Raw genomic sequence first — 23946 nt, 5'->3', positions numbered from 1 at the left:
GCCTAAACGACACCGCCGACTGAAAGGCTGGCAAGGAACCGCATGAGCCGCTGGGAATACCTCACGACGCCGTTGATCATCCACAACACCACGGCGATCCTCAACAACTTCGGCGACGAGGGCTGGGAACTCGTCCAGGTCGTCACCGGTCCCGAGGGCGGACTCGTCGCCTACCTCAAGCGTCCCAAGGCCGACGCATGACCGTCTCGGACCGTCTCGCCGAGCTCGGACTCGCGATCCCGTCCGTCGCGGCCCCGGTCGCTGCCTACGTACCGGCGGTCGTGACCGGCCGGTACGTGTACACCGCCGGTCAGCTGCCCTTCGTCGACGGCGCGCTGTCGGTCACGGGCAAGGTCGGTGCCGGTGTCGACCCGGAGACCGCCGCCGGCCAGGCTCGGACGGCGGCGCTCAACGCGCTCGCGGCCGTCGAGTCGGTCGCCGGCTCGCTCGACCGCGTCGCACGGGTCGTCAAGGTGACGGTCTTCGTCGCGTCGGACCCGTCCTTCACGGGGCAGCCGGCCGTCGCGAACGGCGCCTCCACGCTCGTCGGCGAGGTCTTCGGCGACGCCGGCGTCCACGCGCGCAGCGCGGTGGGCGTCGCGGTCCTGCCGCTGGACGCGCCGGTCGAGGTCGAGCTGGTGGTGGAGCTGACCGACTGACGGACCGTCAGCGGCGCACGTCACGCGAGCCGCGCCTCCAGGCAGGTCCGCCGGGAGGCGCGGCTCGCGTCGTTCCTGCTACATGAGTTCCGCGATGGTCGCCATGATCGTCGGGTCGGCGAGCGTGGTCGTGTCGCCGATGCGGCGGCCCTCGGCCGCGTCGCGGAGCAGACGCCGCATGATCTTGCCCGAGCGCGTCTTCGGCAGCTCCGGGACGATCACCACCTGCCGCGGCTTCGCGATCGCGCCGATGCGCTTGCCGACCCAGTCGCGGAGCTCCTTCGCGGTGGCGTCGCGGTCGACTCCCTCCGCGGCCTCCGCGGTCAGGATCACGAACGCGACGACCGCCTGCCCGGTGGTCTCGTCGGCGGCGCCGACGACCGCGGCCTCAGCGACGCCCTCGTGTCCCACGAGGGCCGACTCGATCTCGGCGGTCGACAGACGGTGGCCGGACACGTTCATGACGTCGTCGACGCGCCCCTGCACCCAGATGTCGCCCTGGCCGTCGAGCCGCGCTCCGTCGCCGGCGAAGTAGCGGCCGGGGAACCGCGACCAGTAGGTCTCGACGAAACGGTCGGGGTCGTTCCAGATGCCGCGCGCCATCGACGGCCACGGGTCGGCGATCGTGAGGTAGCCGCCCTCGCCGGGGTCGACCCGTCGGCCGTCCTCGTCGACGATCTCGGCCGTGATGCCGGGCAACGGGGTCTGCGCGGCGCCGGGCTTGAGCTTCGTGACGCCGGGGAGTGCGGAGATCATGATCGCGCCGGTCTCGGTCTGCCACCACGTGTCGACGATCGGTGTGCGGTCGTGGCCGATCACCTGCCGGTACCACTGCCAGGCCTCGGGGTTGATCGGCTCACCGACGCTCCCGAGGAGGCGCAGGGTCTCCAGGCTCCTGGCCTCGGGGACCTGCCGGCCGGCCTTCATCGCCGCGCGCACGGCCGTGGGTGCCGTGTAGAGGACGGTCACGCCGTACGAGTCGACGAGGTCCCACCAGCGGCCGGGCTCCGGCTCGTCCGGCGTGCCCTCGTAGAGGACCTGGGTGACGCCGTTCGACAGCGGGCCGTAGACGACGTACGAGTGCCCGGTGATCCAGCCGATGTCCGCCGTGCACCAGTAGACGTCCTTCTCCGGGTGCATGTCGAACACGTTCCTGTGCGTGTACGTGGCCTGCGTGAGGTACCCGCCGGAGGTGTGCACGATGCCCTTGGGCTTCCCGGTCGTGCCGGACGTGTAGAGGATGAAGAGCGGCGTCTCGGCGGGGAACGCCTGCGCCTCGTGGGTGGCGTCCGCCTTCGCCAGCTCGTCGTGCCACCAGAGGTCGCGCTCGTTCCAGGCGATGTCGTTGCCGCCGCGCTTGACGACCAGGACGTGCTCGACGCTGTCGGTGCCCTCGCCCTCGAGCGCCTCGTCGACGGCGGGTTTCAGGGGCGACACGGCGCCGCGCCGCCACCCGCCGTCGGCCGTGACGACGAGCTTCGCCTCGGCGTCCTCGATGCGGGCGCGGAGGCTCTCGGCGCTGAACCCGCCGAAGACGACGGAGTGGATCGCTCCGATCCGGGCGACGGCGAGCATCGTCACGACGGCCTCGGGGATGAGCGGGAGGTACACGACGACCCGGTCGCCCTGCCCGACGCCGAGGTCGGTGAGCATGTTGGCGGCGCGTTGCACGTCGGCCGTCAGCTCCGCGTAGGTGATCCGGCGCGTGTCGCCGGGCGCGCCCTCGAAGTGGATCGCGACCCGGTCGCCGTTGCCCGCGCGCACGTGTCGGTCGAGGCAGTTCTCGGCGACGTTGAGCTCGCCGTCCGCGAACCACTTCGCGAAGGGTGCTCCGGACCAGTCGAGGGTCTGTGTGAACGGCGTCCGCCAGTCGAGGAGGGCGCGCGCCTGGTCGGCCCAGAACGCCTCACGGTCCGCGGCAGCGGCCTCGTGCAGGTCCTCGTGTGCGACGGCGTCGGCGACGAACTCCGGCGACGGCGGGAACGTGGGGCCGTCCTCGTGGTGCGGTGCGGTGTCGGTCGTGGTCGGGGACATCGGTGTCCTTTCGCGTCGTGCTGGTGCTCGCCGGGGCGAGGCGCCGTGGGCAGCAACCGGAGACTACCCCCGACCGGTTGCGGCCGGTCGTCGTGTCGGGGTTGCCGAGCAGGGGTGTTCGTGGGGTACAGTGTTCATCGCCGGACTCGTTTCCGGTGGCGTCGGCCGTGATTCCCCCCAATCCGCCGGTGTCCAGGCGGCACCCGTTCCCCCCAACAGGTGCCGCCTCTTCTTTTCTCCCGGCAGACACCCCGACGGTCGCGCCGGTCGGACAGTGGCGTCCCGGCTCGATCCGCGCGGGTATGCGGATTGGTGGACAGACCGGTCCATGCTCACGCATCGATGTGTTCTCGTCGCCTGCGCGGTCGCCTGACGGACCCCGACCTGGACTGGACGGGCTCGTCGCGTCCCTCGTGAGCCGTGCACGCCCGCCACCGACTGGGGTACGGCTTTCTGCAACGGGGGACAACAGTGTCCGTTGGTGGGGAGGAACCGGCGTTCTGCACCGCAGACCGCGGGCGCTCTTCCGCGTGTCGTCCGGGCCGTAGTGTCCCGGCCATGCATCGACACCGTGCCCCCTCCACGTCGCCGTTCCTCCCGGGTGTCGCTCCACCGCGGACCGAGCGCCGGATCCGCGCGGAGGAGTTCGAGGAACTCGCCGGGCTCGTGCGGGACGCCTCGGTCACCGACGTACTGGCGGTCGGCGGTCGCGGGACCTGGATCGATCGCGGGGCCGGCCTCGAACGGGCCGACCCCGTCCTCGACGAGCGGCGGGCACGCGAACTCGGAGCAGCGCTCGTCGCCCGCGGCGGCCGACACGTCGACGAGACCACCCCGCTGGCCGACGTCCGGCACGACGACGGGGTCCGGGTGCACGTCGTGCTCGCGCCGGTCGCCGTCACCGGCACCGCGATCTCCGTCCGACTGCCCCGACCCGACCGGCCCACGCTCGCCGGGCTCGACCGGAGCGGGACCTTCGAGCGCGTCCCGCGGCGGGTCGTCGAGCAGGCCGTGGCCGAGCGCCGCAACGTCTTGGTCAGCGGGGCGACCGGGAGCGGCAAGACGACGCTGCTCGCGGCCATGCTGGCGGCCGTGCCGCACGACGAGCGGATCGTCACCGTCGAGGACGTCGCCGAACTCCGTGTCGACCACCCGCACGTGGTCGCGCTCGAGGCGCGGCAGGCGAACGCGGAGGGGCACGGGGCGATCGACCTCGCTCGGCTGCTCCGGGAGGCGCTCCGGATGCGGCCGGACCGGGTGGTCGTGGGGGAGTGCCGTGGGTCGGAGGTCCGCGAGCTCGTGTCCGCGCTCAACACCGGGCACGACGGCGGCGCCGGGACGGTCCACGCCAACGGCCTGCAGGACGTGTCCGCGCGGCTCGAGGCGCTCGGCGCGCTCGCCGGGATGGACCCGGCCGCGCTGGCACGTCAGGCAGTGAGCGCGTTCGACCTCGTGCTGCACGTCGAGCGTCGGCGCGGTGTGCGCCGGCTGGTCGGCGTCGGACGGCCGGTCCTGCGACCGGACGGGAGGCTCGACCTGCGTCCGGTGGACACCCCGCGGTGAGACGCCCTCCCGCTCGACCGCGGCGGTGGGCGGGCGGCGCTGCGCGGTCGGCGGCCGACGGTGCGCGGTCGGCGGCCGACGGTGCGCGCGCGGCGGCTCGCGCTGCGCGGCGGACGGCCACGGACGGTGCTGCGTCGGGTGCGCGGCGGCTCGACCGTGTCGCGACGCTGGTGGCAGCCGGGTTGCCGCCACCGCGGGCGTGGTCCCTCGTCGGCGGCCTGCCGGTGACGGACGACCCCGCGTGGCAGGACGTCGCCGTCGTGCTCCGCGTCGCGGAACGGACGGGAGCGCCGTCGGCCGAGGCGCTGCGAGCCCTCGCGCGGGCTCTCCGACGGTCCGCCGCCTCCGACCGAGCCGTCCGTGTCGCCCTCGCCGGCCCGCGGACGAGCGCACGGGTCGTCCTGGCGCTGCCCGTCCTCGGGCTCGCGCTCGCGTCGACTTGGGGTGCCGGGGCGGTGACGGTGCTCGTGGGTTCCCCGCTCGGCTGGGCGTGCTCGGCGGTGGCGGCCGGCCTCGTCGCGGTCGGCCGGCGTTGGACCGCACGGCTCGTGCGGGCTGCGACACCGGACGGGCACGTCGCCGGCGTGCTGCTGGACGCGTGGGCCGTCGCGGTGTCGGGCGGTGGTTCGTGGACGGACGCCGGAGCCGCGGTCGAGGAGGCGTTCGACGCGGTCGCCCGGAGTGCGGTCGGCGCGGGCGCTGCCGGTAGGGGCGCGGTCGGCAGGGGCGTGGTCGGAAGTGGCGCGGCTGGCGTGGGTGTCGGCGGTGGCGCGGCCTGCCGGGGAGTCGGCGGGTTCCCGGTGCCAGCGGTGTCCACGGACCGGGCAGAGGTCGAGCGCGCACGTCTGGCCGAGGTGCTCGTGCTCGCGCGACGCGCCGGGGTGCCGGCCGCCGCGCTCCTCCGTGCCGCAGCCGAGGACGTCCGTGACGACGCTGCCGGCGCGGCCCTCGCCGCGGCCGAGCGCCTCGCAGTCCGGCTCGTGCTGCCGCTCGGGGTCTGCGTGCTGCCAGCGTTCGTCCTCGTCGGGGTGGTGCCGGTCGTCGTGGGCGTCCTCTCCTCCACCGTGGTGGGCACGCCGTGATCGATCCACAGTCCGGTGCTGACGGCCCAGCGCGGCGGCTCTGACGGCGAGGCTGGGTGCAGGGCCGGAACGACCGGCAAGGGTGACGAGGAAGAGGACCGAGATGACGACGGGACGATGGGGAGCGACGACCGGGTGCGCTGCACGGTGTGGCGCGACACGTGACCACGGTGCGGCGCGCGGCGGCGGGGCTGTCGCGCGGGGCGACGAGCGTGCGAGGGAGCGCGGTGCTCGTCGTTGGCTCGCGCCGCGCATCGGGGACGAGACAGGATCGGCGACGGCGGAGTACGCGGTGGTGATCCTCGCGGCCGTGGCGTTCGCCGGCGTGCTCGTCGCGGTGATGCGGTCGGGCGAGGTGCAGACGATCCTGACCGACCTCGTCCGCGGTGCCCTGTCGCTCTGAGCGCGGCGCGGTGACGGTGGAGTTCGCGGTCGTGCTGCCGGCGGTGGCACTCGTCCTGACGCTGCTCGTGGGTGCGGTGGTCCTGGTCGACCGGCAGGGGGCACTGCAACTCGCCGCTGCGACGGCCGCGCGCGCGGCCGGTCGCGGGGACACGGTGACGGCGGCTGCGGCGGTCGCAGCGGTCCCGGGCGCGACGGTCGCACAGCGCACGCCACCGGGCCTCGTCTGCGTCGACCTGACGCGTCCCTGCCCGGGGCTCTTCTCGGGGATCGTGCTCCGCGCCTCCGGGTGTGCGGCGGAGGGCGGGCGGTGAGCACGGAGCGGACCACCGACCGTGGGTCGGTCACGGTGCTGCTCGCCGTCGTCCTCGGCGTCGGGGTCGCCGTCGCTGTGGTCGGTATCGCTGCCGCTGCCCAGCGCGTGGTCACGGTCCGCGCGCAGGCGGCCGCCGACGCCGGGGCGCTCGCAGCGGCAGCCGCGCTGATCGGTGCACTCGACGGCGAACCCTGCGCCCGCGCGGGCGCCGTCGTGCGCGCCGGTGGGGCCACGCCGACGACGTGTTCGACCTCGCTCGCCACGGCCCGGGTGACGGTCACCGTCGGCGCCGGTGCGTTCGCCGTGAGCGCAGTCGCCGTCGCGGGACCACCGAGCGGTGTACGCGGCCGCTGTGTGTATGGTGTGCACGTCGGCCCCCGGTCACCGGTGTCCCGGTCGACCCGGACGGCGAGTCACTCCGGCGACGTCGCAGGTCCAGGGCCGACGAGCACCATCGATCAAGGAGACACGTGCCAGGCACGAAGAAGCTCGTGATCGTCGAGAGCCCCGCGAAGGCCAAGACGATCGCGCAATACCTCGGTGACGGATACGAGGTCCAGGCGTCAGTCGGCCACATCCGTGACCTCATCGAGCCCAAGAACCTCCCCGCGGAGCTCAAGAAGGGCCCGATGGGGAAGTTCTCCGTGGACGTCGACAACGGCTTCGAGCCGTACTACGTGGTCTCCGACGCGAAGAAGAAGACCGTCTCCGAGCTCAAGCGGGCGCTCAAGGACGCCGACGAGCTCTACCTCGCCACTGATGAGGACCGCGAGGGCGAGGCCATCGCGTGGCACCTGCTCCAGGTGCTGAAGCCGAAGGTGCCGGTCAAGCGCATGGTGTTCCACGAGATCACCAAGGAGGCGATCCAGCGCGCGCAGGAGGCCACCCGCGAACTCGACACCGCGTTGGTCGACGCCCAGGAGACCCGGCGCATCCTCGACCGCCTCTACGGCTACGAGGTCTCGCCGGTGCTGTGGCGCAAGGTCGGCCCGGGGCTGTCCGCCGGTCGCGTGCAGTCCGCCGCGACCCGGCTCGTGGTCGACCGTGAGCGCGAGCGCCTGGCGTTCGTCTCCGCCAACTACTGGGACCTCACCGCACGGTTCGAGAAGCCCGGGGACACGGCGTTCACCGCCAAGCTGGCCCGTGTCCAGGGCATCCGCGTCGCTTCGGGGCGTGACTTCGACGACCGCGGTGCGATCTCCGGCGACGTCGTCCGCCTCGACGAGGCCTCGGCCGCCGCACTGACGACCGTGCTCGAGCGCGCCGGTGACGCGGTCGTCCGCTCGGTCGACTCGAAGCCGTACACGCGCCGCCCGGCCGCGCCGTTCACGACGTCGACCCTGCAGCAGGAGGCCGCGCGCAAGCTCCGCTTCTCCGCGCGCCAGACGATGAGCGTCGCGCAGTCGCTGTACGAGAACGGCCACATCACCTACATGCGGACCGACTCGTCGTCGCTCTCGCAGCAGGCCGTGACCGCCGCCCGCAAGCAGGCCGCCGAACTGTACGGAGCCGACAGCGTGCCGGACAAGCCGCGCAGCTACGCCGGCAAGAGCAAGAACGCCCAGGAGGCGCACGAGGCGATCCGTCCCGCTGGGGACACCTTCCGCACGCCGTCGCAGATGGAGAAGGTCCTCCGCGGCAACGACCTGCGGCTCTACGACCTCATCTGGAAGCGCACCGTCGCCTCGCAGATGGCGGACGCCAAGGGATCGACGGCCTCCGTGGTGCTCGGCATCTCCTCGTCCGAAGCCGTCGAGGGGCTGGCCTCGACGGCGAACGGCACCGACGCGGAGTTCACCGCGTCCGGCACCGTCATCACCTTCCGCGGCTTCCTCAACGCGTACGAGGAAGGTCGCGACGAGGAACGCCACGAGGCGAAGTCGGACGGCGACGACGCCAAGCTCCCGCAGATGGCCGAGGGCGACGAACTCGCCGTGTCGGACGTCGAGGCGAAGGGCCACGACACGTCGGCGCCCCCGCGCTACACCGAGGCGAGCCTCGTGAAGACGCTGGAGGAGCTCGGGATCGGCCGCCCCTCGACCTACGCCGCGATCATCTCGACGATCATCGACCGCGGGTACGTCACGCAGCGCGGGAGCGCCCTCGTCCCGAACTGGATCGCGTTCAGCGTGGTCCGGCTCCTCGAGGACTACTTCGGCGACCTCGTGCAGTACGACTTCACGGCCTCCATGGAGGACGACCTCGACCGCATCGCGAGCGGCGACGAGGACCGCGTCGACTGGCTGAAGGGGTTCTACTTCGGCGGCGGTGACCAGCGCGGCCTCCGGACCGTCATCGACAACCTCGGCGAGATCGACGCGCGCGACATCAACTCGGTGGAACTCGCTCCCGGCCTCACGCTGCGCATCGGCCGCTACGGCCCGTACATCGAGGTGCCGAGCGACGACCCGGAGAAGCCCCGCCGGGTCAACGTCCCCGAGGACCTCGCCCCCGACGAGCTGACGACGGACAAGGCCCGCGAACTCGTCGAGGCGCCCGTCGTCGGCGACCGCGTGGTCGGGATCAACCCGGAGACCGGCAAGGAGGTCCTCGCGAAGGACGGTCGCTTCGGTCCGTACGTCACCGAGCGCACGCCCGAGCCGGAACCCACGGTCGACCCGGCCACGGGCGAGGTCACCGAGGCCGCCCCCGCCGCTGCCGAGACCGGCACGACGACCACCGCGAAGAAGACCACGACCAAGAAGGCCACGACGAAGAAGGCCGCGGCGCCCAAGGAGCGCACCGCGTCCCTCTTCAAGTCGATGGACCCGCAGACGGTCGACCTCGAGACGGCCCTCAAGCTGCTCGACCTGCCCCGCACCGTCGGCAAGGACCCGGAGTCGGGCGAGGACATCACCGCGCAGAACGGTCGCTACGGCCCGTACCTCAAGAGGGGCACCGACACCCGCACGCTGCCGAGCGAGGACGCCATCTTCGACGTCGACCTCGCCGGGGCGCTGGAGTTGTTCGCGCAGCCCAAGTACGGCGCCAAGCGCTCCGCGACCGCCGCGCTCAAGGAGTTCGATGCCGACCCCGTGTCCGGCAAGCCGATCAAGGTGAAGGACGGCCGCTTCGGTCCGTACGTCACCGACGGTGAGACGAACGCCACGATCCCGCGCGGCGAGGACGTCGAGGACGTCGACTTCGAGCGGGCGAAGCAGCTGCTTGCGGACAAGCGCGCCAAGGGACCGGTGAAGAAGAAGGCGCCGGCCCGTCGGACCGCGGCCAAGAAGAAGTGACCGGACGGTTCATCACCCTCGAGGGCGGCGACGGCGCGGGCAAGACCACCCAGGCCGAGCGCCTCTCGGCGTGGCTGGGGGAACACGGCCGGACCGTCGTGCGGACCCGCGAGCCGGGCGGCACCGACCTCGGCGTCCGCATCCGCGAGATCGTCCTGCACGAACGCGGACACGTCGCGCCGCGGGCCGAGGCGCTCCTGTACGCGGCCGACCGGGCGCACCACGTCGAGACCGTCGTCCGTCCGGCCGTCGCTCGCGGTGACGTCGTCCTGCAGGACCGCTACATCGACTCGTCGGTGGCGTACCAGGGTGTGGCGCGTGGCCTCGGTGCCGACCACGTCCGTGCGGTGTCGGACTGGGCGACGGGCGGGCTCGTCCCCGACCTGACCGTCCTGCTCGACCTCGACGTCCTGGTCGGACGGGCACGGGTCGCTGCGGCCCGCGGGGACACGTTCGACCGGCTGGAGTCCGAGGCAGCCGCGTTCCACGAGTCGGTGCGGCGGGCGTTCCTCGACATGGCCGCCGCGGAGCCCGAGCGTTTCCTCGTCGTCGATGCTTCGATGCCCGCGGACGTCGTCCAGCAGGCCGTCCGTGCAGCGGTCGGCCCCCTCGTCGGGATCGACCAGGCATGACGGTGGTCGCTGCGAGGATGTCCGCATGAGCGTGTGGGACGGCCTGACGGGGCAGGAGGAAGCCGTCGCGGCGCTGCGTCGCGCGGCCGAGTCGCCCGAGGGCACCGGGGGCATGACCCACTCGTGGCTCATCACCGGGCCGCCCGGGTCCGGCCGGTCCAACGTCGCCTCGGCCTTCGCCGCGGCGCTCGTCGGCGACGGTCCGGACGACGACCACACCCTGCGCCAGATCACGGCGAAGACCCACCCGGACGTCTCGGTCCTGACCACCCAGCGCGTCATCATCACCATCGACGAGATCCGGCAGCTCGTGACGTCGTCGTACTACTCGCCGTCGGTCGGCCGCTACCGCGTCGTGATCATCGAGGACGCCGACCGCATGACGGAGCGCACCTCGAACCTGCTCCTCAAGGCGCTCGAGGAACCGCCGGAGCGCACCGTGTGGATCCTCTGCGCCCCGAGCGAGGCCGACCTGCTGCCGACGATCCGCTCGCGCGTCCGGTCGGTCCGGCTCCGGGTGCCCGGCGTCGAGTCCGTCGCGGACCTCCTGGTCGCCCGCACCGGGGTCGACCGTCCGCTCGCGATGGACGCGGCCCGGCAAGCCCAGAGCCACATCGGGATGGCCCAGCGGCTGGCGACGAGCGCGGACGCCCGTGATCGTCGACGGCGCACCCTGATGACCGTGCTCGGCGTGCGGAGCGTCGCCGACGCGGTGACTGCGGCCGCCGACCTCCTCGCCGTCGCGGACGAGGACGCCAAGGCCATCACGCAGGAACGCGACGGCGAAGAGCGCGACGCAGCCCTGCGGTCGCTCGGGGTCGAGCCCGGGGGCACGATCCCGCCGGCCTTGCGGTCGCAGTTGCGCGCGCTCGAGGACGATCAGAAGCGCCGAGCGACGCGGAGCCTCCGTGACGGCCTCGACCGCATCCTGGTGGACGTGTCGTCGTTGTACCGGGACCTCCTCCTGCTCGGCCTCGGGGCACCGGCCGAGCCCGTCAACCTGTCGATGCGCGACGAGCTCGAACGGGCGCTGCCGAGCGTGCCGCCGGCCGCTGCGCTCGAGGTCCTCGACGCGGTCACGACGGCACGGACCCGGATCGCCGCGAACGTCGCCGCGCTCCTCGCGCTCGAGGCCCTGCTCGTGACGATCGCGCGCGCGGTCCGCTGACCCAGCCGCGCGGGACCCGGCCCGACCGCCGCGCGGGACCCGGCCCGACCGCCGCGCGGGACCCGGCCCGACCGCCGCGCGGGACCCGGCCCGACCGTCGCGCGGGACCCGGCCCGACCGCCGCGCGGGACCCGGCCCGACCGTCGCGCGTGACCCGGCCCGACCGCCTCGTGGCACAAGGAACGCCCAGCGCGACCCGGCCCGACCGCCTCGTGGCACAAGGAACGACCGCCGAGCGCGATCCGCCCCACGACCCCGACCCGCGCCTCCCGTCCGCCCGTCCCGAAGACGCGAGGAGACGCGCCTGACGCAACCCACAGCCTCCCGTCCGACCGCGCGTGGGAGAATCGCGGCATGTCCGACGCAGCCCCCGGCCTGCGCGAGCGGAAGCGCCTCGCCACCCGACTCGCGATCCAGCAGGCCGCCCTGCGCATCGCCGTCGAGGACGGCCTCGCCGCCGTGACCGTGGACGAGATCTCCCGCCGCGCCGACGTCTCACCTCGCACGTTCTTCAACTACTTCCCGAGCAAGGAGCAGGCGCTCCTCGGCGACGACCCGACCCTGCCGGACGACGCGACGCTCGCCGAGTTCGTGGCGGGCGGCCCGTCCGGCGACCTCCTGCGCGACCTCGGGAGCCTCCTGGTGCACTCGACGCAGGCCCTGATCGACGAGCGCGGCCTCATCGCCGAGCGGCAGGAGGTCCTGCGGGAGAACCCGGAGCTCTTCTCGCGGCGCATGGCGTCGATGAAGGAGTTCCAGCACGAGATCGAGTCGGCCGTGTCCCGGCGGCTCGAGGACGGCGAGCCGGACCCCGACGCGCGCCGGCGACAGGCGCGGCTGGCCTCGATCGTCGCGCTCGGGGCGCTGCGGCACGCGTGGTGGGAGTGGTCCGAGCAGGGCGGCGACGTGCACCTGGTCGACGAGCTCGAGCGCTCCTTCGCGGACCTCGGCGTGCTCGTTTCGCGTTCGCTCGTCTGAACCTGTATAGTCATTGCTCGTGCCGCTCCGGCAACGGAGCGTGCGACGCGCCGGCAACGGGGCGTCCGCCGCCTTAGCTCAGTCGGTAGAGCGATTCACTCGTAATGAATAGGTCGTCGGTTCGATTCCGACAGGCGGCTCCACGGAACCCCCTCCGATCCGCGGATCAGAGGGGGTTCTGCCGTTCGTGCACGAGTGTCCTGGTAGACAGGCACCATGACGGTTCGCTGGGGAGTCCTGGGTACGGGCGGCATCGCGCGGTCCTTCGTCGGAGACTGCACGGCGGTCGGCGTGGAGTTCGTGGCGGTCGGCAGTCGGACGCCCGACTCCGCGCAGGCCTTCGCCGCGGAGTTCGGCATCGCGCGGGCCCACGGCTCGTACGAGGACCTGGTCGCGGACCCGGACGTCGACGCGGTCTACGTCGCGACACCGCACTCCCGGCACGCCGCCGACGCGCTGCTGGCGATCGAGCACGGCAAGCACGTCCTCGTCGAGAAGGCCTTCACCATCACCGCCGCCGAGGCACGCGCGGTCGCCGACGCGGCACGCAGGGCGGACGTGGCGGCGATGGAGGCGATGTGGACGCGGTTCCTGCCGCAGATGGCGATGATCCGCGAGGTCCTCGCCGAGGGACGGATCGGCCGACCGCGGCTCGTCGAGGCGACGCACCACCAGGCGCTGCCGTCGGACCCGCGGCACCGGCTGAACGACCCGGCGCTCGGTGGCGGGGCCCTGCTCGACCTCGGGATCTACCCGGTGTCGTTCGCGGTCGACGTCCTCGGGCTTCCCGAGTCGGTCGTGGCGTCGGGGACCCTGAGCGAGCAGGGCGTCGACACGCAGATGGGCATCGTGATGAACCACGCCGGCGGCACGCAGTCGACGGTGCACTTCGCGCTCGACCTCCGCAGCCCGAACACGGCCTCGATCATCGGTGAGGACGGCCGCATCGACCTCGACGACACCTGGTACACGCCGACGACGTGGCGCATCCGGGACCGCGACGGCGCGGTGGTCGAGGAGTTCGACGGTCGCGAGGAGCGCGCCGGCTACGGCCACGAGGCCCGCGCCTTCGAGACGATGATCGAGACGGGGACGCACGAGGGCGGTCCGATGGACCTGGAGGAGTCGGTCGGGATCATGGCGCTCCTCGACGAGGTGCGGCGCCAGGTGGGCGTCCGCTACCCCGCGGACGGCGACGACGGCCTGGAGGCTCCTCCCGCAGTTCCGTAGGATCGGTCGCGATGTCCGATCAGCAGCCGCAGCACACGACCATCGCGGACCGCGTCCGCCGCTCCGTCGACGCGGTCCGGGCCGCCGTCGCCCGCCGTCCGGTCCCGTGGATCGCGGGGGGCCTGGTCGGGGTGCTCGTGCTCGGTTCCGGCGGCGCCGTCGCGGTCGCCGCCGCGACGATGCCCGACCAGCCGACCCCGACGCGCACCGCCGCAGCGGCGCCGTCCGCCACGTCCACTCGCTCCGCGCCGGCGACGCGGACGCCGAGCCCGACCGCGACCGCGACGGGCCGAGCGGTGCCGGAGGACCCGGACGGGCCCTCGGCCCTTCGCGCGTGCACGATCGACCAGGCGGCCGGTGCCGCCGGGCTCGGGTCGTTCGAGGGCGCGGTCATCGACGCGGGGACCGGCAAGGTGCTCTACTCGCACGCCGGCGACCAGCCGAAGCAGACCGGCAGCGTCATGAAGACCCTCACGAGCGCGACCGCCCTGGCCGTCCTCGGGGGCGACCACCGGATCCCGACGACGGTGACGCAGGAGTCCGCCGGGACGATCGCGCTCGTCGGGCACGGGGATGCGACGCTCTCCGCCGGTGGCGCGACGGTCTACCCGGGCGCACCCACCCTCGCGCAGCTCGCCCAGCAGGTGAAGGCGAAGCTCGGCGACAGCCCGGTGTCGACGATCGTCACGGACGACACCTACTGGAACGACGCGGACGCCTGGGACCCGACCTGGCCCGTGTCCGAGCGGACGATCGGCTACCAGCCGATGGTGACCGCACTCATGGTCGACGGCGACCGGGCGAACCCGGGTGCGGCGACCTCACCCCGGTCGACCGACCCCGTCGGTCGCGCGGGAGCGGCGTTCCGGACGGCCCTCGCGAACGCAGGCGTCGCCGGTGCCGCGAACGCCCAGATCGTCAAGCGCGCCACGACCTCGACCGACACGATCGCCACGGTGTCGTCGCAGCCGGTGTCGACGCTCATCGGCCAGATGATCCCGAACTCCGACAACACGCTCGCGGAGATGCTCGCGCGGATCTCGTCGAAGGAGTCCGGGGCGAACGGCTCCGCCGCGTCGTTGACCGGCGTGTACCAGGCAGCGCTGCGCTCGTACGGCGTCGACCCGTCCGGCATCGTCATCAAGGACGGGTCGGGCGAGAGTGCGGCCAACGCGGTGTCGCCCGAGTTCGTCGCCCAGCTCATGGTCCAGGTGCAGGCCGGTGCGAAGGGCCTCGGCACGCTCTCGAACGCCCTGCCGGTCGCCGGCGTCTCCGGCACGCTTGCCAGCCGCTTCACGGGCGCGAACGCCGTCGCACGCGGCAAGGTCCACGCGAAGACCGGCTGGATCGACAGCGCCAACACCCTCGGCGGCTGGATGGACGCGGCCGACGGCACCCGGTTGACGTTCGCGTTCTACGCCATCGGGTCGTCGCGGGCGGCCGCGCTGCCGGCGCTCGACGCGGTGACCGCCGCGACCTACTCGTGCGGGGGCAAGCTCTCCGGTTCCTGACGCACCCTGGTGTTGGATGGACGCATGGCCAGGGCATTGCTCGTCGTCGACGTCCAGAACGACTTCACCGAGGGCGGTGCACTCGGCGTGAGCGGCGGTGACGCCGTCGCGCAGCGGATCTCCGTGTTCCTCGGGCAGCACGCTGGGGAGTACGACCTCATCGTCGGCTCCCGCGACTGGCACCACGGCGACGACGACAACGGCGGCCATTTCGCCGGCGCGCAGGGGCCCGACTTCGTGGACACCTGGCCGGTCCACTGCGTCCAGGACACCCCCGGCGCGGACTACCACCCGGCGTTCGACACCGGCTCCGTCGACGTCCACGTCTACAAGGGCCAAGGCGCACCCGCCTACTCGGCCTTCGAGGGGCAGACCGCAGACGGCGTCCCGCTCGGCGAGGTCTTCGAGCAGCGCGACGTCCGCGAGGTCGACATCGTCGGCATCGCCACCGACCACTGCGTCCGCGCCAGTGCCCTCGACGCGCTCGCCGGCGGGGCCGCCGTCACCGTGTACGAGGACCTCGTCGTCGGGGTCGACCCCGCTCGCAGCGCCGCCGCGCTCGACGAGGTGCGGGCAGCCGGCGGGCTCGTCGACCACAGCGACACCGACGAGGGCCTGCACCGACCGGGTGGCGCGCGCCTCTAGCCCGAGCCCACCCCGGGGGCGTCTCAGACGAGCAACTGGTGCTTCGCCAGGTCGCGGTACAGCGGGGTGGACTCGACGAGCTTGGAGTGCGTCCCGACCCCGACGACCCGCCCGTGCTCGAGCACGACGATCACGTCCGAGTCGACCACGGTGGACAGCCGGTGCGCGATCACGAGGAGCGTGCGGTCCTCTGCGACCGCGTCGATGGCGAGCCGCATCTTCTGCTCGTTCACCCCGTCGAGCGACGATGTCGACTCGTCCAGGAGCAGGATCGGCGGTGCGGCGAGCAGGGCGCGCGCGATCGCGAGCCGCTGGCGCTCCCCGCCGGAGAGCATCACGCCGTCCTCGCCGACCTGGGCGTCGAGGCCGCGCGGGTCACGGTGGAGGACCTCGCCGAGGTTCACCGCCTCGAGCACGCGCACGCAGTCCTGCTCCGTGGCGTCCGGCGACCCGAGGAGCAGGTTCGCCCGGATGGTGCCGGCGAGCACGGGGGCGTCCTGCTCGACGTAGCCGATCTGGGCCCGGAGGTCGGCGCGGTCGAGCCCGCGGACGTCGACGCCACCGAGGCGGATCACGCCGTCGGTCGGGTCGTAGAACCGCTCGATGAGGGCCAGGGTCGTCGACTTGCCGGCGCCCGAGGGGCCCACGAGGGCGACCCGCGAGCCGCGGGGGACCCGGAAGGAGACGTCGTGCAGCACCACGTCGTCGACGGCGGTGGCGTCGGCGGGGTGACCCGTGCCTCCAGGCCGGTCCGTCGCCCCGTCGGGTCCGGACGCCTGCGCCGGGGCCGTGTACCGGAACGACACGTGTTCGAAGGTGATCGCGTCGTCGCTCGGGACCGCGGCGGCGACGCGGACGGCCCGATCGTCCTGGTCCTCCGTCGGCAGGTGCAGGATCTCCTCGATGCGGCCGAGCGCGCCGAGCGCCTGCGCGACGGCGACCGCGGCGCCCATGGCCTGCCCGAGCGGCATGATCATCATGAACAGCAGCAGGATGAAGGTGATGAGCGTGGCGATCGTGATCGTCCCGGCGGCGACCTGTGCCCCACCGACACCGAGCACGGCGATGAACGCGACCTGCATGACGATGCTCGCGACCGGGACCACGAACGCGGACATCTTGGCGATGTCGAGGCCGCGGCGGTAGGCCTCGGTCGCGTGGCCGTCGACCTCGCGGACCTCGCGCTCGGTGGCGCCGGCGGCACGGATGGTGCGCACGGCGCCGATGCCGCGCTCGACGGCTGCGGTGAGGTCGCCGACCTTCTCCTGCGCCCGCTTCGACGCGATGCGGATGCGACGGCTGAGCCCGCCGACGACGACGATCGCGACGAGCACGATGACCACGACGATCACGAGCAGCACCGGGTCGATGACCGCCATGGCGACGATGGCGCCGATGAACGTGAGGGAGCCGCCGATCGACTCGATGAGGCCCTGCGTGAGCACGGCCCGCAGCAGCGTCGTGTCGCTGCCCACACGGGAGACGAGGTCGCCGGTGCGACGGGTGTCGAACTCGGAGATCGGCAGGTTGAGGATGCGGGCGATGAGCTTGCGGCGGGTGGAGAGCACGACGCCCTCGCCGGCGCGCTGCAGCAGGAAGTGCTGCACACCGTTCAGGAGCCCGGCCACGATGACGAGCCCGACGAGCAGCCACACGAGCGTGCTCAGGGTACGGCCGCCCTGCACGGCGGTGATGACCTGGTTGACCAGGAGCGGCTGGGCGAGCGAGGCACCGGCGCCGAGGACGCTCAGCACGATGATGACGACCATCGCGGGCTTGTTCTCGAACAGGTAGTGCAGCAGCCGACCGAAGCTGGCTCGGGGACCGTCGGTCTTCTTGGGGCGGGCGAAGGGGAAGCTCATCGTGGTCCTAGTCTCTGCCGTACTTCTTGTGCACTGCCTGTCGGCTGACGCCGAGGAGCGTCGCGATCTCCTGCCACGAGGCGCCGGCGTTCCGGGCGCGGCGGGCGGCGAGTTCCTCGGTGCGATCGAGGGCCTTGCGGAGCTCCCGGACCGAGGCGAGTGCGGCGAACGGGTCGTCGCCGTCGGCGCCGGAGGCCAGGGTGGTGATGGTCGGCCGGTCCATGGTGTCAACCTACATTGACGGGCGGAGTGGTGTCAACGTGGGTTGACGCGGGTGCGGAGTCGGCGGTCGGGTGTCGAGGCGCGCCTCGCATGGCGTCGTTGCCGGACGACTCCGTCGTCGTCGTGCGACAACGGCGTTGTCGTCCGTTGCGGACGAGGACTTCCGAGGCCCGCGCGGGACGACGCTGCCGCTGTCGTACGACGACGGCCCGGTCGTGCGACAGCGGCAGCGACGAACCACGCGTCGATCGACGGGTGCGTCGTCGGAACGCGCGCGTTGTCCCGACCCCGCGGATCCCGGCCGACCCCGCCACGCCGGCCGACCCCGGCACCACACGACGGACGGGAGGCGCGGTGCCCGCTGGCACCGCGCCTCCCGTCCGTGACGTGCGCACCCGGGTGCGTTACGGGGCGAGGCTCCCCGAGGAACGCACGTGGCCGTCGCCCACCGACGCGTCGGCGGCGACGCCGAGCACGCGCTCGGCCTCGGCGTCACCGAAGTCGGCGTGCTTGGTCTCCTTGACGAAGAGCAGGGCGACGAGCGTCACCACGGCGGCGATCGTGAGGTACAGCCCGACGAGGAAGATGTTCCCGTCGGCCTTCCACAGGGCGAGCGCCACGGTCGGCGCGAGCGACGCCCCGAGGATCGAGGCCACGTTGTACGCCACGGCGGAGCCCGTGTACCGGACGTTCGTCGGGAAGAGTTCCGGCAGCAGCGCGCCCATCGGGCCGAAGGTGAGGCCCATGAGCGACAGCCCGACGACCAGGAACGTGACCACCGTGACCGGCCCGGTGGACGCGGCGAACCAGAACTGGAACGTGAGCCCGAACAGCGCGATGCCGAGCGTGGTCCACAGGAGCGTGGACCGGCGGCCGAACCGGTCGGCGAGGAAGCCCGCGACCGGGGTGAGGATGCCGAAGAACACGACGCCGATCATGAGCAGCGTGAGGAACTCGCCCCGCGGGTAGCCGAGACCGATCTTCGGGACGCCCGAGCTCGCGGTCGTGCCGTAGCTCAACGTGAAGGTGGTCATGAAGTAGAAGAGCACGTAGGTCGCGACCATGCCGAACGTGCCGACGATGAGCGGCCGCCACGAGGTCCGGAAGACCCGGGCCAGCGGGACCTTCGCGACCGAGCCGGACTCCTGGACGCCGCGGAACACCGTCGACTCGACGAGCCTGAAGCGGACGTAGAGCCCGACGACCACCAGGACCGCGGACAGCAGGAACGGGATGCGCCAGCCCCACGCCTGGAAGTCCGGGTTCACCGAGCCGTCGGCGCCGGCGGGCATCGCGGCGTTGATCGCGATGAAGAGTCCGTTCGCGAGCAGGAAGCCGATCGGTGCGCCGAGCTGGGGGAGGGAGCCGAAGACGCCGCGCTTGCCCTTCGGTGCGTTCTCGGTCGCGAGCAGCGCCGCGCCGGACCACTCGCCACCGAGGCCGATGCCCTGTGCGAACCGCATCACGGCGAGCAGCACCGGGGCCCAGACGCCGATCGAGTCGAACGTCGGCAGGCACCCGATGAGGAACGTCGCCATGCCCATGACGAGCAGGGAGGCGACGAGCGTGGCCTTCCGGCCGATGCGGTCGCCGAAGTGGCCGAAGATGATCGACCCGACCGGACGGGCGAAGAACGCGAGCGCGAAGGTCACGAACGACGACAGCTGCGAGGCCGTCGGGTCCGCGTCCGGGAAGAACAGCGTCGGGAAGACGAGGACGGCGGCGGTCGCGTAGACGTAGAAGTCGTAGAACTCGATCGAGGTCCCGACGAGGCTGGCGATGACCACGCGGGAGCGCGGGTTGCCTGCCGGGGTCGGGGTGGTCGTGCTGGGTGCCGGTGCGGCTGACATGCGTGTGTGAGGACTCCGAGGGGAGCACCCGGTCGGGTGCGGCGGTGTTCCGGACGGCGGACACCGGTCGGTTCGCGCAGGTGGCGCGGCGCCGATCGGGTGCGTTCGGTGGGTGGTGGACCGCTCGTGACGGGGCTCACAGCCTACGACACATGTCGCTTTCCTGCGAATCCGCAGAGAACGACACCGCCGGGAGGCACGGTGCACGTCGGTCGTGCCCCGCGCCTCCCGGCGGGAGGTCGCGTCGGGATGCCGCCAGCTGCGCTGGCGGCGCCGGGTCAGCTGGCGGCGCCGGCCTCCAGGTGGGCGGGGAGCTGGTGGCCCATCCGGTCGCGCTTGGTGTCGAGGTAGCCGGCGTTCTGCGCGGAGATGCCGACCACGAGCGGTACGAGGGACTCGACGGCGATGCCGTGCTCCTCGAGCTGGCGGCGCTTCTCCGGGTTGTTCGACAGCAGCCGGACGCTCGTGATGCCGAGGTCGGCGAGGATGCCCGCGGCGCCGCCGTACTCGCGCGAGTCGGCCGGCAGCCCGAGGGCGAGGTTGGCGTCGAGCGTGTCGAGGCCGTCCTCCTGCAGACGGTAGGCCTTGAGCTTGTTGGCGAGGCCGATGCCCCGGCCCTCCTGCCCGCGGAGGTACACCACGACCCCGCCCTCGGCTGCGATCGTGTCGAGCGCGGCGTCGAGCTGCGGGCCGCACTCGCACTTCAGCGAGCCGAACGCCTCGCCGGTGAGGCACTCCGAGTGCACGCGGACGAGCGCGCCGTCGGCCGGGGCGGAGCCGTCGGGCAGGGGAGCGATGATCGCCACGTGCTCGGCGCTGGTGACGAGGTCGCGGTAGGCGCGCATCTCGAACGTGCCGTGCGTGGTCGGGACGTTCGTGGACACTTCGAACTGGACCGGGCTCCCGGGGATGGGGGAGGTGAGTGCGTCGGTCATCGTGTGCTCCGGTCGTTCTGGGCTGCCGCTCCAGGGTGCGCGGCGCCGTGAGGCCGTGCCCGGACCAGGAGGTCCGGACCCAGACTGGTGGTCGATGTTACGTCCAACCGCAGGCGGTCGGTCATGCTTCCCACGCCGAGGTCGTCGACCGCGACACGGGGTCCGCCGAGCAGCACGGGGGCGACGTAGACGAGGTACTCGTCGACGAGGCCGGCCGCGATGAGCGCGGAGGTCAGGGTGGGTCCGCCCTCGACGAACACGGAGTGCACCCCGTGGCCGCGCAGGGCGGCGAGGGACGCCGCGAGGTCGTGACCCGGCAGGGTCACCAGGCCGCGTGGGTGCCGGCGCAGGGCGGCGCCGTCCGGCACCGGGCGGTCGCCGAACACGACCGGCAGGGGCTGGTCGGCGAGCAGCTCACCGGCGTCGCCGCGCGCCGTGAGCGAGGGGTCGTCGGCGAGGACGGTCCCGGTGCCGACGAGGATCGCGTCGTGGGCAGCGCGTTGCTCGTGCACGTGCTGGCGTGCCGCTGCGCCGGTGATCCACTGGCTGGTGCCGTCCGCCGCCGCTGCACGGCCGTCCAGGCTCGAGGCCCACTTCGCGGTCACCCAGGGGCGCCCGAGCCGGACGCTGAGGAGCCAGCGCTCGAGGAAGGCCTCGGCCTCGGACGCGAGCACGCCCGACACGACCTCGACCCCGGCGGCCCGGAGTCGATCGGCGCCGCCGTGCACGTGCGCTCCCGGATCGTCGATCGCGTACACGACTCGGCCGATGCCCGCTTCGATGAGGGCGAGCGCGCACGGACCGGTGCGCCCGGTGTGGTTGCACGGTTCGAGGGTCACGACGGCGGTGGCGCCGCGGAGCAGTGCCGGGTCCACCTTCGCCATCGCGTCGACCTCGGCGTGCGGGGTGCCAGCGCCCTTGTGCCAGCCCTCGGCGAGGACCGTGCCGTCCGGTGCGAGGATCACCGCACCGACCCGGGCGTGGTCGCCGACGGCCGGGCCGAGGGCGGCGATCTCGAGGCCGCGGCGCATCGCCCGGACCTCGGCCGGGGTCGCGGTTCCGGAGGGGGTGCTGGTCACGCTTCGACACTACCGACGAGAAGTCGGTGACACGTCATCGAACTACACGCTGTGGGCGAACGACGCTGTGGGCCACGACAGGTCGGATGCCGGCGCACCGTCGGCGCGGCGCCGCGCGTGCCAGGCCGGGGTCGGGCCGCCGTCACGACCGGGGTTCGCCGCGGGGCCGCTCCCCGTGAACGCGAAGCCAGCCGCTCGGGCCACCGCTGCCGAGGCGAGGTTGCCCTCGTAGCACTCCCACGCGACGTCGGGAGCGCCCTGCTCGAACGCCCAGGTCACGACGAGTTCGAGCGCGTCGTGCATGAGCCCGACACCGCGCGCGGACGGTGCGAGCCAGAACCCGACGTCGCGGCGCTCGGTCCGGTACCCGATCACGCCCTCGAGCAGGGACGACCCGGCACGGCGGATCGCCCACGTGTACTCCCGGTCCGACGCCCATCCGGGCCCCACCAGGGCGTCCACGAACGACCGGGCGTGCTCCGGGCCGTACGGCATCGGGACCGTCGTCCACCGTGCGACGTCCGGGTCCTGGCACCCCGCGACGATCGCCGCCGTGTCTCGGCGTGTGGGCACGTCGAGACGCACCCGCACGGACTCGAGGACGACGGGGAGCACGGCGTGCCTAGCCGCGGGAGCGCGGGACGAAGCCGATGCGGTCGTACACACGGGCGAGGGTCTCGCGGGCGATCGACTCGGCGCGGTCGGCACCGACGGCGAGCAGCCGGTCCAGCTCGGCCGGGTCGTCGAGCAGCTCGAGGGTGCGGGCACGCACGGGCTCGAGCTCGGCGACGACCGCGTCGGCGACGTCGCCCTTGAGGTCGCCGTACCCCTTTCCCTGGAAGGACGCCTCGAGCTCGGCGACCGGGGTGCCCGAGAACGCCGACAGGATCGTCAGCAGGTTCGTCACGCCGGGCTTCGCCTGACGGTCCGCTCGGATCTCGCGCTCCGTGTCGGTGACCGCCGAGCGGATCTTCTTCGCGGTGCGCTTCGGGTCGTCGAGGAGGCGGATGAGGCCGTTGTCGGACGCCGCCGACTTGCTCATCTTGCTCGTCGGGTCCTGCAGGTCGTAGATGCGCGCGGTGTCGGTCAGGATCCGTGCTTCCGGCACGACGAACGTGTCGCCGAAGCGGGAGTTGAACCGACCGGCGAGGTCGCGCGTCAGTTCGACGTGCTGCCGCTGGTCGTCACCGACCGGGACGACCTTCGTGTCGTACAGCAGGATGTCGGCGGCCATCAGGATCGGGTAGGTGAAGAGCCCGACGGACGCGGCGTCCGTGCCCTGCCGCGCCGACTTGTCCTTGAACTGGGTCATCCGGCTCGCCTCGCCGAACCCGGTGAGGGTGTTGAGCACCCAGGCGAGTTCCGCGTGCGCCGGCACCTGCGACTGCACGAAGAGCGTCGCCTTCGACGGGTCGATGCCGGAGGCGATGTACTGGGCGGCGGTCGCGCGCGTGTTCGCGCGGAGCTCGGCGGGGTCCTGCGCGGTGGTGATCGCGTGCATGTCGACGACGCAGTAGATCGCGTCGAAGTCGTCGAGGAGCGTCCGCCACTGCATGAGCGCACCGATGTAGTTGCCGAGGTGGAGCGATCCGGCCGAGGGCTGGATGCCGGAGAAGATGCGGGTCGTGGCCATGCTGGTGTCCTGTTGCGCTGGAGCGGTGGGGGGATCAGATCTCGTAGTCGACGACCACGGGGGCGTGGTCGGACCATCGCTGGTCGTAGGCGGCAGCGCGGTCGACCGTGTAGTGCGAGACCTTCTCGGCGAGTTCGGGGGTGGCGACGTGGTAGTCGATGCGCCAGCCGGAGTCGTTGTCGAACGCCTGGCCGCGCCACGACCACCAGGTGTAGGGACCGTCGACGTCACCGGCCTGGGCACGGCCGACGTCGACCCAGCCGAGGCCGGGCCCGGTGGAGCCGTCGGCGCCTTCGACCGGCTCGCCCTCGGCGCCGAAGAACCGCGAGAAGTAGGCGCGCTCGCGGGGGAGGAACCCTGCCCGCTTCACGTTGCCCTTCCAGTTCTTGATGTCGCGCTCGTCGTGGCCGACGTTGAGGTCGCCCACGACGACCGCGAGCGGGTTGTGCTGCCGCAGCTCGGGCAGGCGCGCGGTCATCGCGTCGAGGAACTTCCACTTCTCGTCCTGCTTCGGGGTGTCGACCTCGCCCGAGTGGACGTACGTCGACACGACCGTGACCGTGGTGCCGCCGATCTCGTAGTCGGCCTCGAGCCAGCGACCGGCGGAGTCGAACTCCGCAGGCCCGAGCTCCACCCGGTGGATCTGCGCACGGTGCCGGCTCGCGATGGCGACGCCCGCGCGACCCTTCGCGCTCGCCGGGTCGTGGACGACGTCCCACTCGTCGCCGAGCAGCCCGGCGAGGTCGTCGCTCGAGGCGCGGACCTCCTGCAGGGCGAGGACGTCGACGTCACGCGTGGCGAGCCAGTCGCCCATGCCCTTCCGGAACGCGGCACGGACGCCGTTCACGTTGACGGATGCGAGGCGCAGGCGTGTCATGCCGTCCAGCCTATCGGCGGGTGCCGACA

The 23946-nt window shown here is 72.7% G+C and carries 21 protein-coding genes, 1 tRNA gene and 1 pseudogene; 14 read left to right on the top strand and 9 right to left on the bottom strand.

Going from position 1 to position 23946, the window contains the following annotated elements; genetic code table 11:
- Positions 1 to 42 precede the first annotated feature (42 nt).
- Complete coding sequence (gene sp36, locus MON03_RS11085; RefSeq protein ID WP_022903105.1) at positions 43 to 201, top strand: Sp36 family protein; 159 nt, start codon at positions 43 to 45, stop codon at positions 199 to 201.
- Complete coding sequence (locus MON03_RS11080) at positions 198 to 659, top strand: RidA family protein (protein WP_242088408.1); 462 nt, start codon at positions 198 to 200, stop codon at positions 657 to 659. Before sp36 ends, MON03_RS11080 begins: the two co-directional genes overlap by 4 nt.
- Before the next feature lie 78 nt (positions 660 to 737).
- On the opposite strand, the gene acs is transcribed toward MON03_RS11080, so the two are convergent.
- Entirely contained in the window at positions 738 to 2693 is a 1956-nt protein-coding gene (gene acs / locus MON03_RS11075) for an acetate--CoA ligase (RefSeq protein ID WP_242088405.1), read from the bottom strand.
- 558 nt (positions 2694 to 3251) lie between these two features.
- Here acs and MON03_RS11070 point away from each other — a divergent pair.
- The 12 genes from MON03_RS11070 (at position 3252) to MON03_RS11015 (ending at position 15459) form a co-directional block, all read left to right on the top strand.
- Positions 3252 to 4256 (top strand): TadA family conjugal transfer-associated ATPase, encoded by a 1005-nt coding sequence (locus MON03_RS11070; protein ID WP_242088403.1) that lies wholly within the window; start codon positions 3252 to 3254, stop codon positions 4254 to 4256.
- Complete coding sequence (locus tag MON03_RS11065) at positions 4253 to 5338, top strand: type II secretion system F family protein (RefSeq protein WP_083881934.1); 1086 nt, start codon at positions 4253 to 4255, stop codon at positions 5336 to 5338. Before MON03_RS11070 ends, MON03_RS11065 begins: the two co-directional genes overlap by 4 nt.
- Positions 5339 to 5441: 103 nt before the next feature.
- On the top strand, positions 5442 to 5741 hold the full coding sequence (locus MON03_RS17475; RefSeq protein ID WP_502798667.1) for a DUF4244 domain-containing protein: 300 nt from the start codon (positions 5442 to 5444) through the stop codon (positions 5739 to 5741).
- Positions 5742 to 5751: 10 nt separating this feature from the next.
- Positions 5752 to 6054, top strand: a complete 303-nt coding sequence (locus MON03_RS11055) for a TadE/TadG family type IV pilus assembly protein (RefSeq protein WP_242088401.1) — start codon at positions 5752 to 5754, stop codon at positions 6052 to 6054.
- Between the two features lie 472 nt (positions 6055 to 6526).
- Positions 6527 to 9295, top strand: a complete 2769-nt coding sequence (topA, locus tag MON03_RS11050; RefSeq protein WP_242088399.1) for a type I DNA topoisomerase — start codon at positions 6527 to 6529, stop codon at positions 9293 to 9295.
- Positions 9292 to 9927 carry a dTMP kinase gene (tmk, locus tag MON03_RS11045; protein WP_242088396.1) on the top strand — a complete coding sequence of 212 codons (636 nt, stop codon included), beginning with the start codon at positions 9292 to 9294 and terminating at the stop codon, positions 9925 to 9927. Before topA ends, tmk begins: the two co-directional genes overlap by 4 nt.
- A gap of 25 nt (positions 9928 to 9952) precedes the next feature.
- Positions 9953 to 11095, top strand: coding sequence for a DNA polymerase III subunit delta' (locus MON03_RS11040; protein WP_022902782.1), 1143 nt, complete (start codon positions 9953 to 9955; stop codon positions 11093 to 11095).
- 354 nt (positions 11096 to 11449) lie between these two features.
- Positions 11450 to 12073: a TetR/AcrR family transcriptional regulator gene (locus tag MON03_RS11035; protein WP_175329417.1), complete on the top strand. Its 624-nt coding sequence runs from the start codon at positions 11450 to 11452 to the stop codon at positions 12071 to 12073.
- 67 nt (positions 12074 to 12140) lie between these two features.
- Positions 12141 to 12216: transfer RNA gene (locus MON03_RS11030), tRNA-Thr, on the top strand.
- Positions 12217 to 12289: 73 nt separating this feature from the next.
- Positions 12290 to 13303 carry a Gfo/Idh/MocA family protein gene (locus MON03_RS11025; protein WP_242088394.1) on the top strand — a complete coding sequence of 338 codons (1014 nt, stop codon included), beginning with the start codon at positions 12290 to 12292 and terminating at the stop codon, positions 13301 to 13303.
- Between the two features lie 11 nt (positions 13304 to 13314).
- Positions 13315 to 14814, top strand: a complete 1500-nt coding sequence (gene dacB, locus MON03_RS11020; protein WP_242088391.1) for a D-alanyl-D-alanine carboxypeptidase/D-alanyl-D-alanine endopeptidase — start codon at positions 13315 to 13317, stop codon at positions 14812 to 14814.
- Between the two features lie 24 nt (positions 14815 to 14838).
- The gene (locus tag MON03_RS11015; RefSeq protein WP_242088389.1) at positions 14839 to 15459 is read left to right on the top strand and encodes an isochorismatase family protein; all 621 of its coding nucleotides are present in this window, start codon (positions 14839 to 14841) and stop codon (positions 15457 to 15459) included.
- Between the two features lie 23 nt (positions 15460 to 15482).
- On the opposite strand, the gene MON03_RS11010 is transcribed toward MON03_RS11015, so the two are convergent.
- The 8 genes and pseudogenes from MON03_RS11010 to MON03_RS10975 form a co-directional block, all read right to left on the bottom strand.
- On the bottom strand, positions 15483 to 17321 hold the full coding sequence (locus tag MON03_RS11010) for an ABC transporter ATP-binding protein (RefSeq protein WP_242088388.1): 1839 nt from the start codon (positions 17319 to 17321) through the stop codon (positions 15483 to 15485).
- A gap of 7 nt (positions 17322 to 17328) precedes the next feature.
- Positions 17329 to 17544 (bottom strand): hypothetical protein, encoded by a 216-nt coding sequence (locus tag MON03_RS11005; protein ID WP_022904957.1) that lies wholly within the window; start codon positions 17542 to 17544, stop codon positions 17329 to 17331.
- A gap of 403 nt (positions 17545 to 17947) precedes the next feature.
- The gene (locus MON03_RS11000; protein WP_242088387.1) at positions 17948 to 19393 is read right to left on the bottom strand and encodes an MFS transporter; all 1446 of its coding nucleotides are present in this window, start codon (positions 19391 to 19393) and stop codon (positions 17948 to 17950) included.
- A 278-nt stretch (positions 19394 to 19671) separates the two neighbouring features.
- Positions 19672 to 20295, bottom strand: a pseudogene (gene ribA / locus MON03_RS10995) (GTP cyclohydrolase II); the annotation flags it as partial.
- Positions 20296 to 20324: 29 nt separating this feature from the next.
- A complete protein-coding gene (gene ribD / locus MON03_RS10990) occupies positions 20325 to 21359 on the bottom strand; it encodes a bifunctional diaminohydroxyphosphoribosylaminopyrimidine deaminase/5-amino-6-(5-phosphoribosylamino)uracil reductase RibD (protein WP_242091457.1) in 1035 nt (344 codons plus the stop codon).
- A 90-nt stretch (positions 21360 to 21449) separates the two neighbouring features.
- Positions 21450 to 21992, bottom strand: coding sequence for a GNAT family N-acetyltransferase (locus MON03_RS10985; RefSeq protein ID WP_277927287.1), 543 nt, complete (start codon positions 21990 to 21992; stop codon positions 21450 to 21452).
- 37 nt (positions 21993 to 22029) lie between these two features.
- The gene (trpS, locus tag MON03_RS10980) at positions 22030 to 23040 is read right to left on the bottom strand and encodes a tryptophan--tRNA ligase (protein WP_242088385.1); all 1011 of its coding nucleotides are present in this window, start codon (positions 23038 to 23040) and stop codon (positions 22030 to 22032) included.
- Between the two features lie 34 nt (positions 23041 to 23074).
- Positions 23075 to 23917 carry an exodeoxyribonuclease III gene (locus tag MON03_RS10975; protein WP_031274417.1) on the bottom strand — a complete coding sequence of 281 codons (843 nt, stop codon included), beginning with the start codon at positions 23915 to 23917 and terminating at the stop codon, positions 23075 to 23077.
- Positions 23918 to 23946: the final 29 nt, after the last annotated feature.

This window comes from Curtobacterium sp. DN_7.5 (assembly GCF_022655355.1).
Lineage (GTDB): Bacteria > Actinomycetota > Actinomycetes > Actinomycetales > Microbacteriaceae > Curtobacterium > Curtobacterium luteum.
The sequence above is the reverse complement of the archived record's forward strand: the minus strand, read 5'-3'. Positions and strand labels throughout refer to the sequence as shown.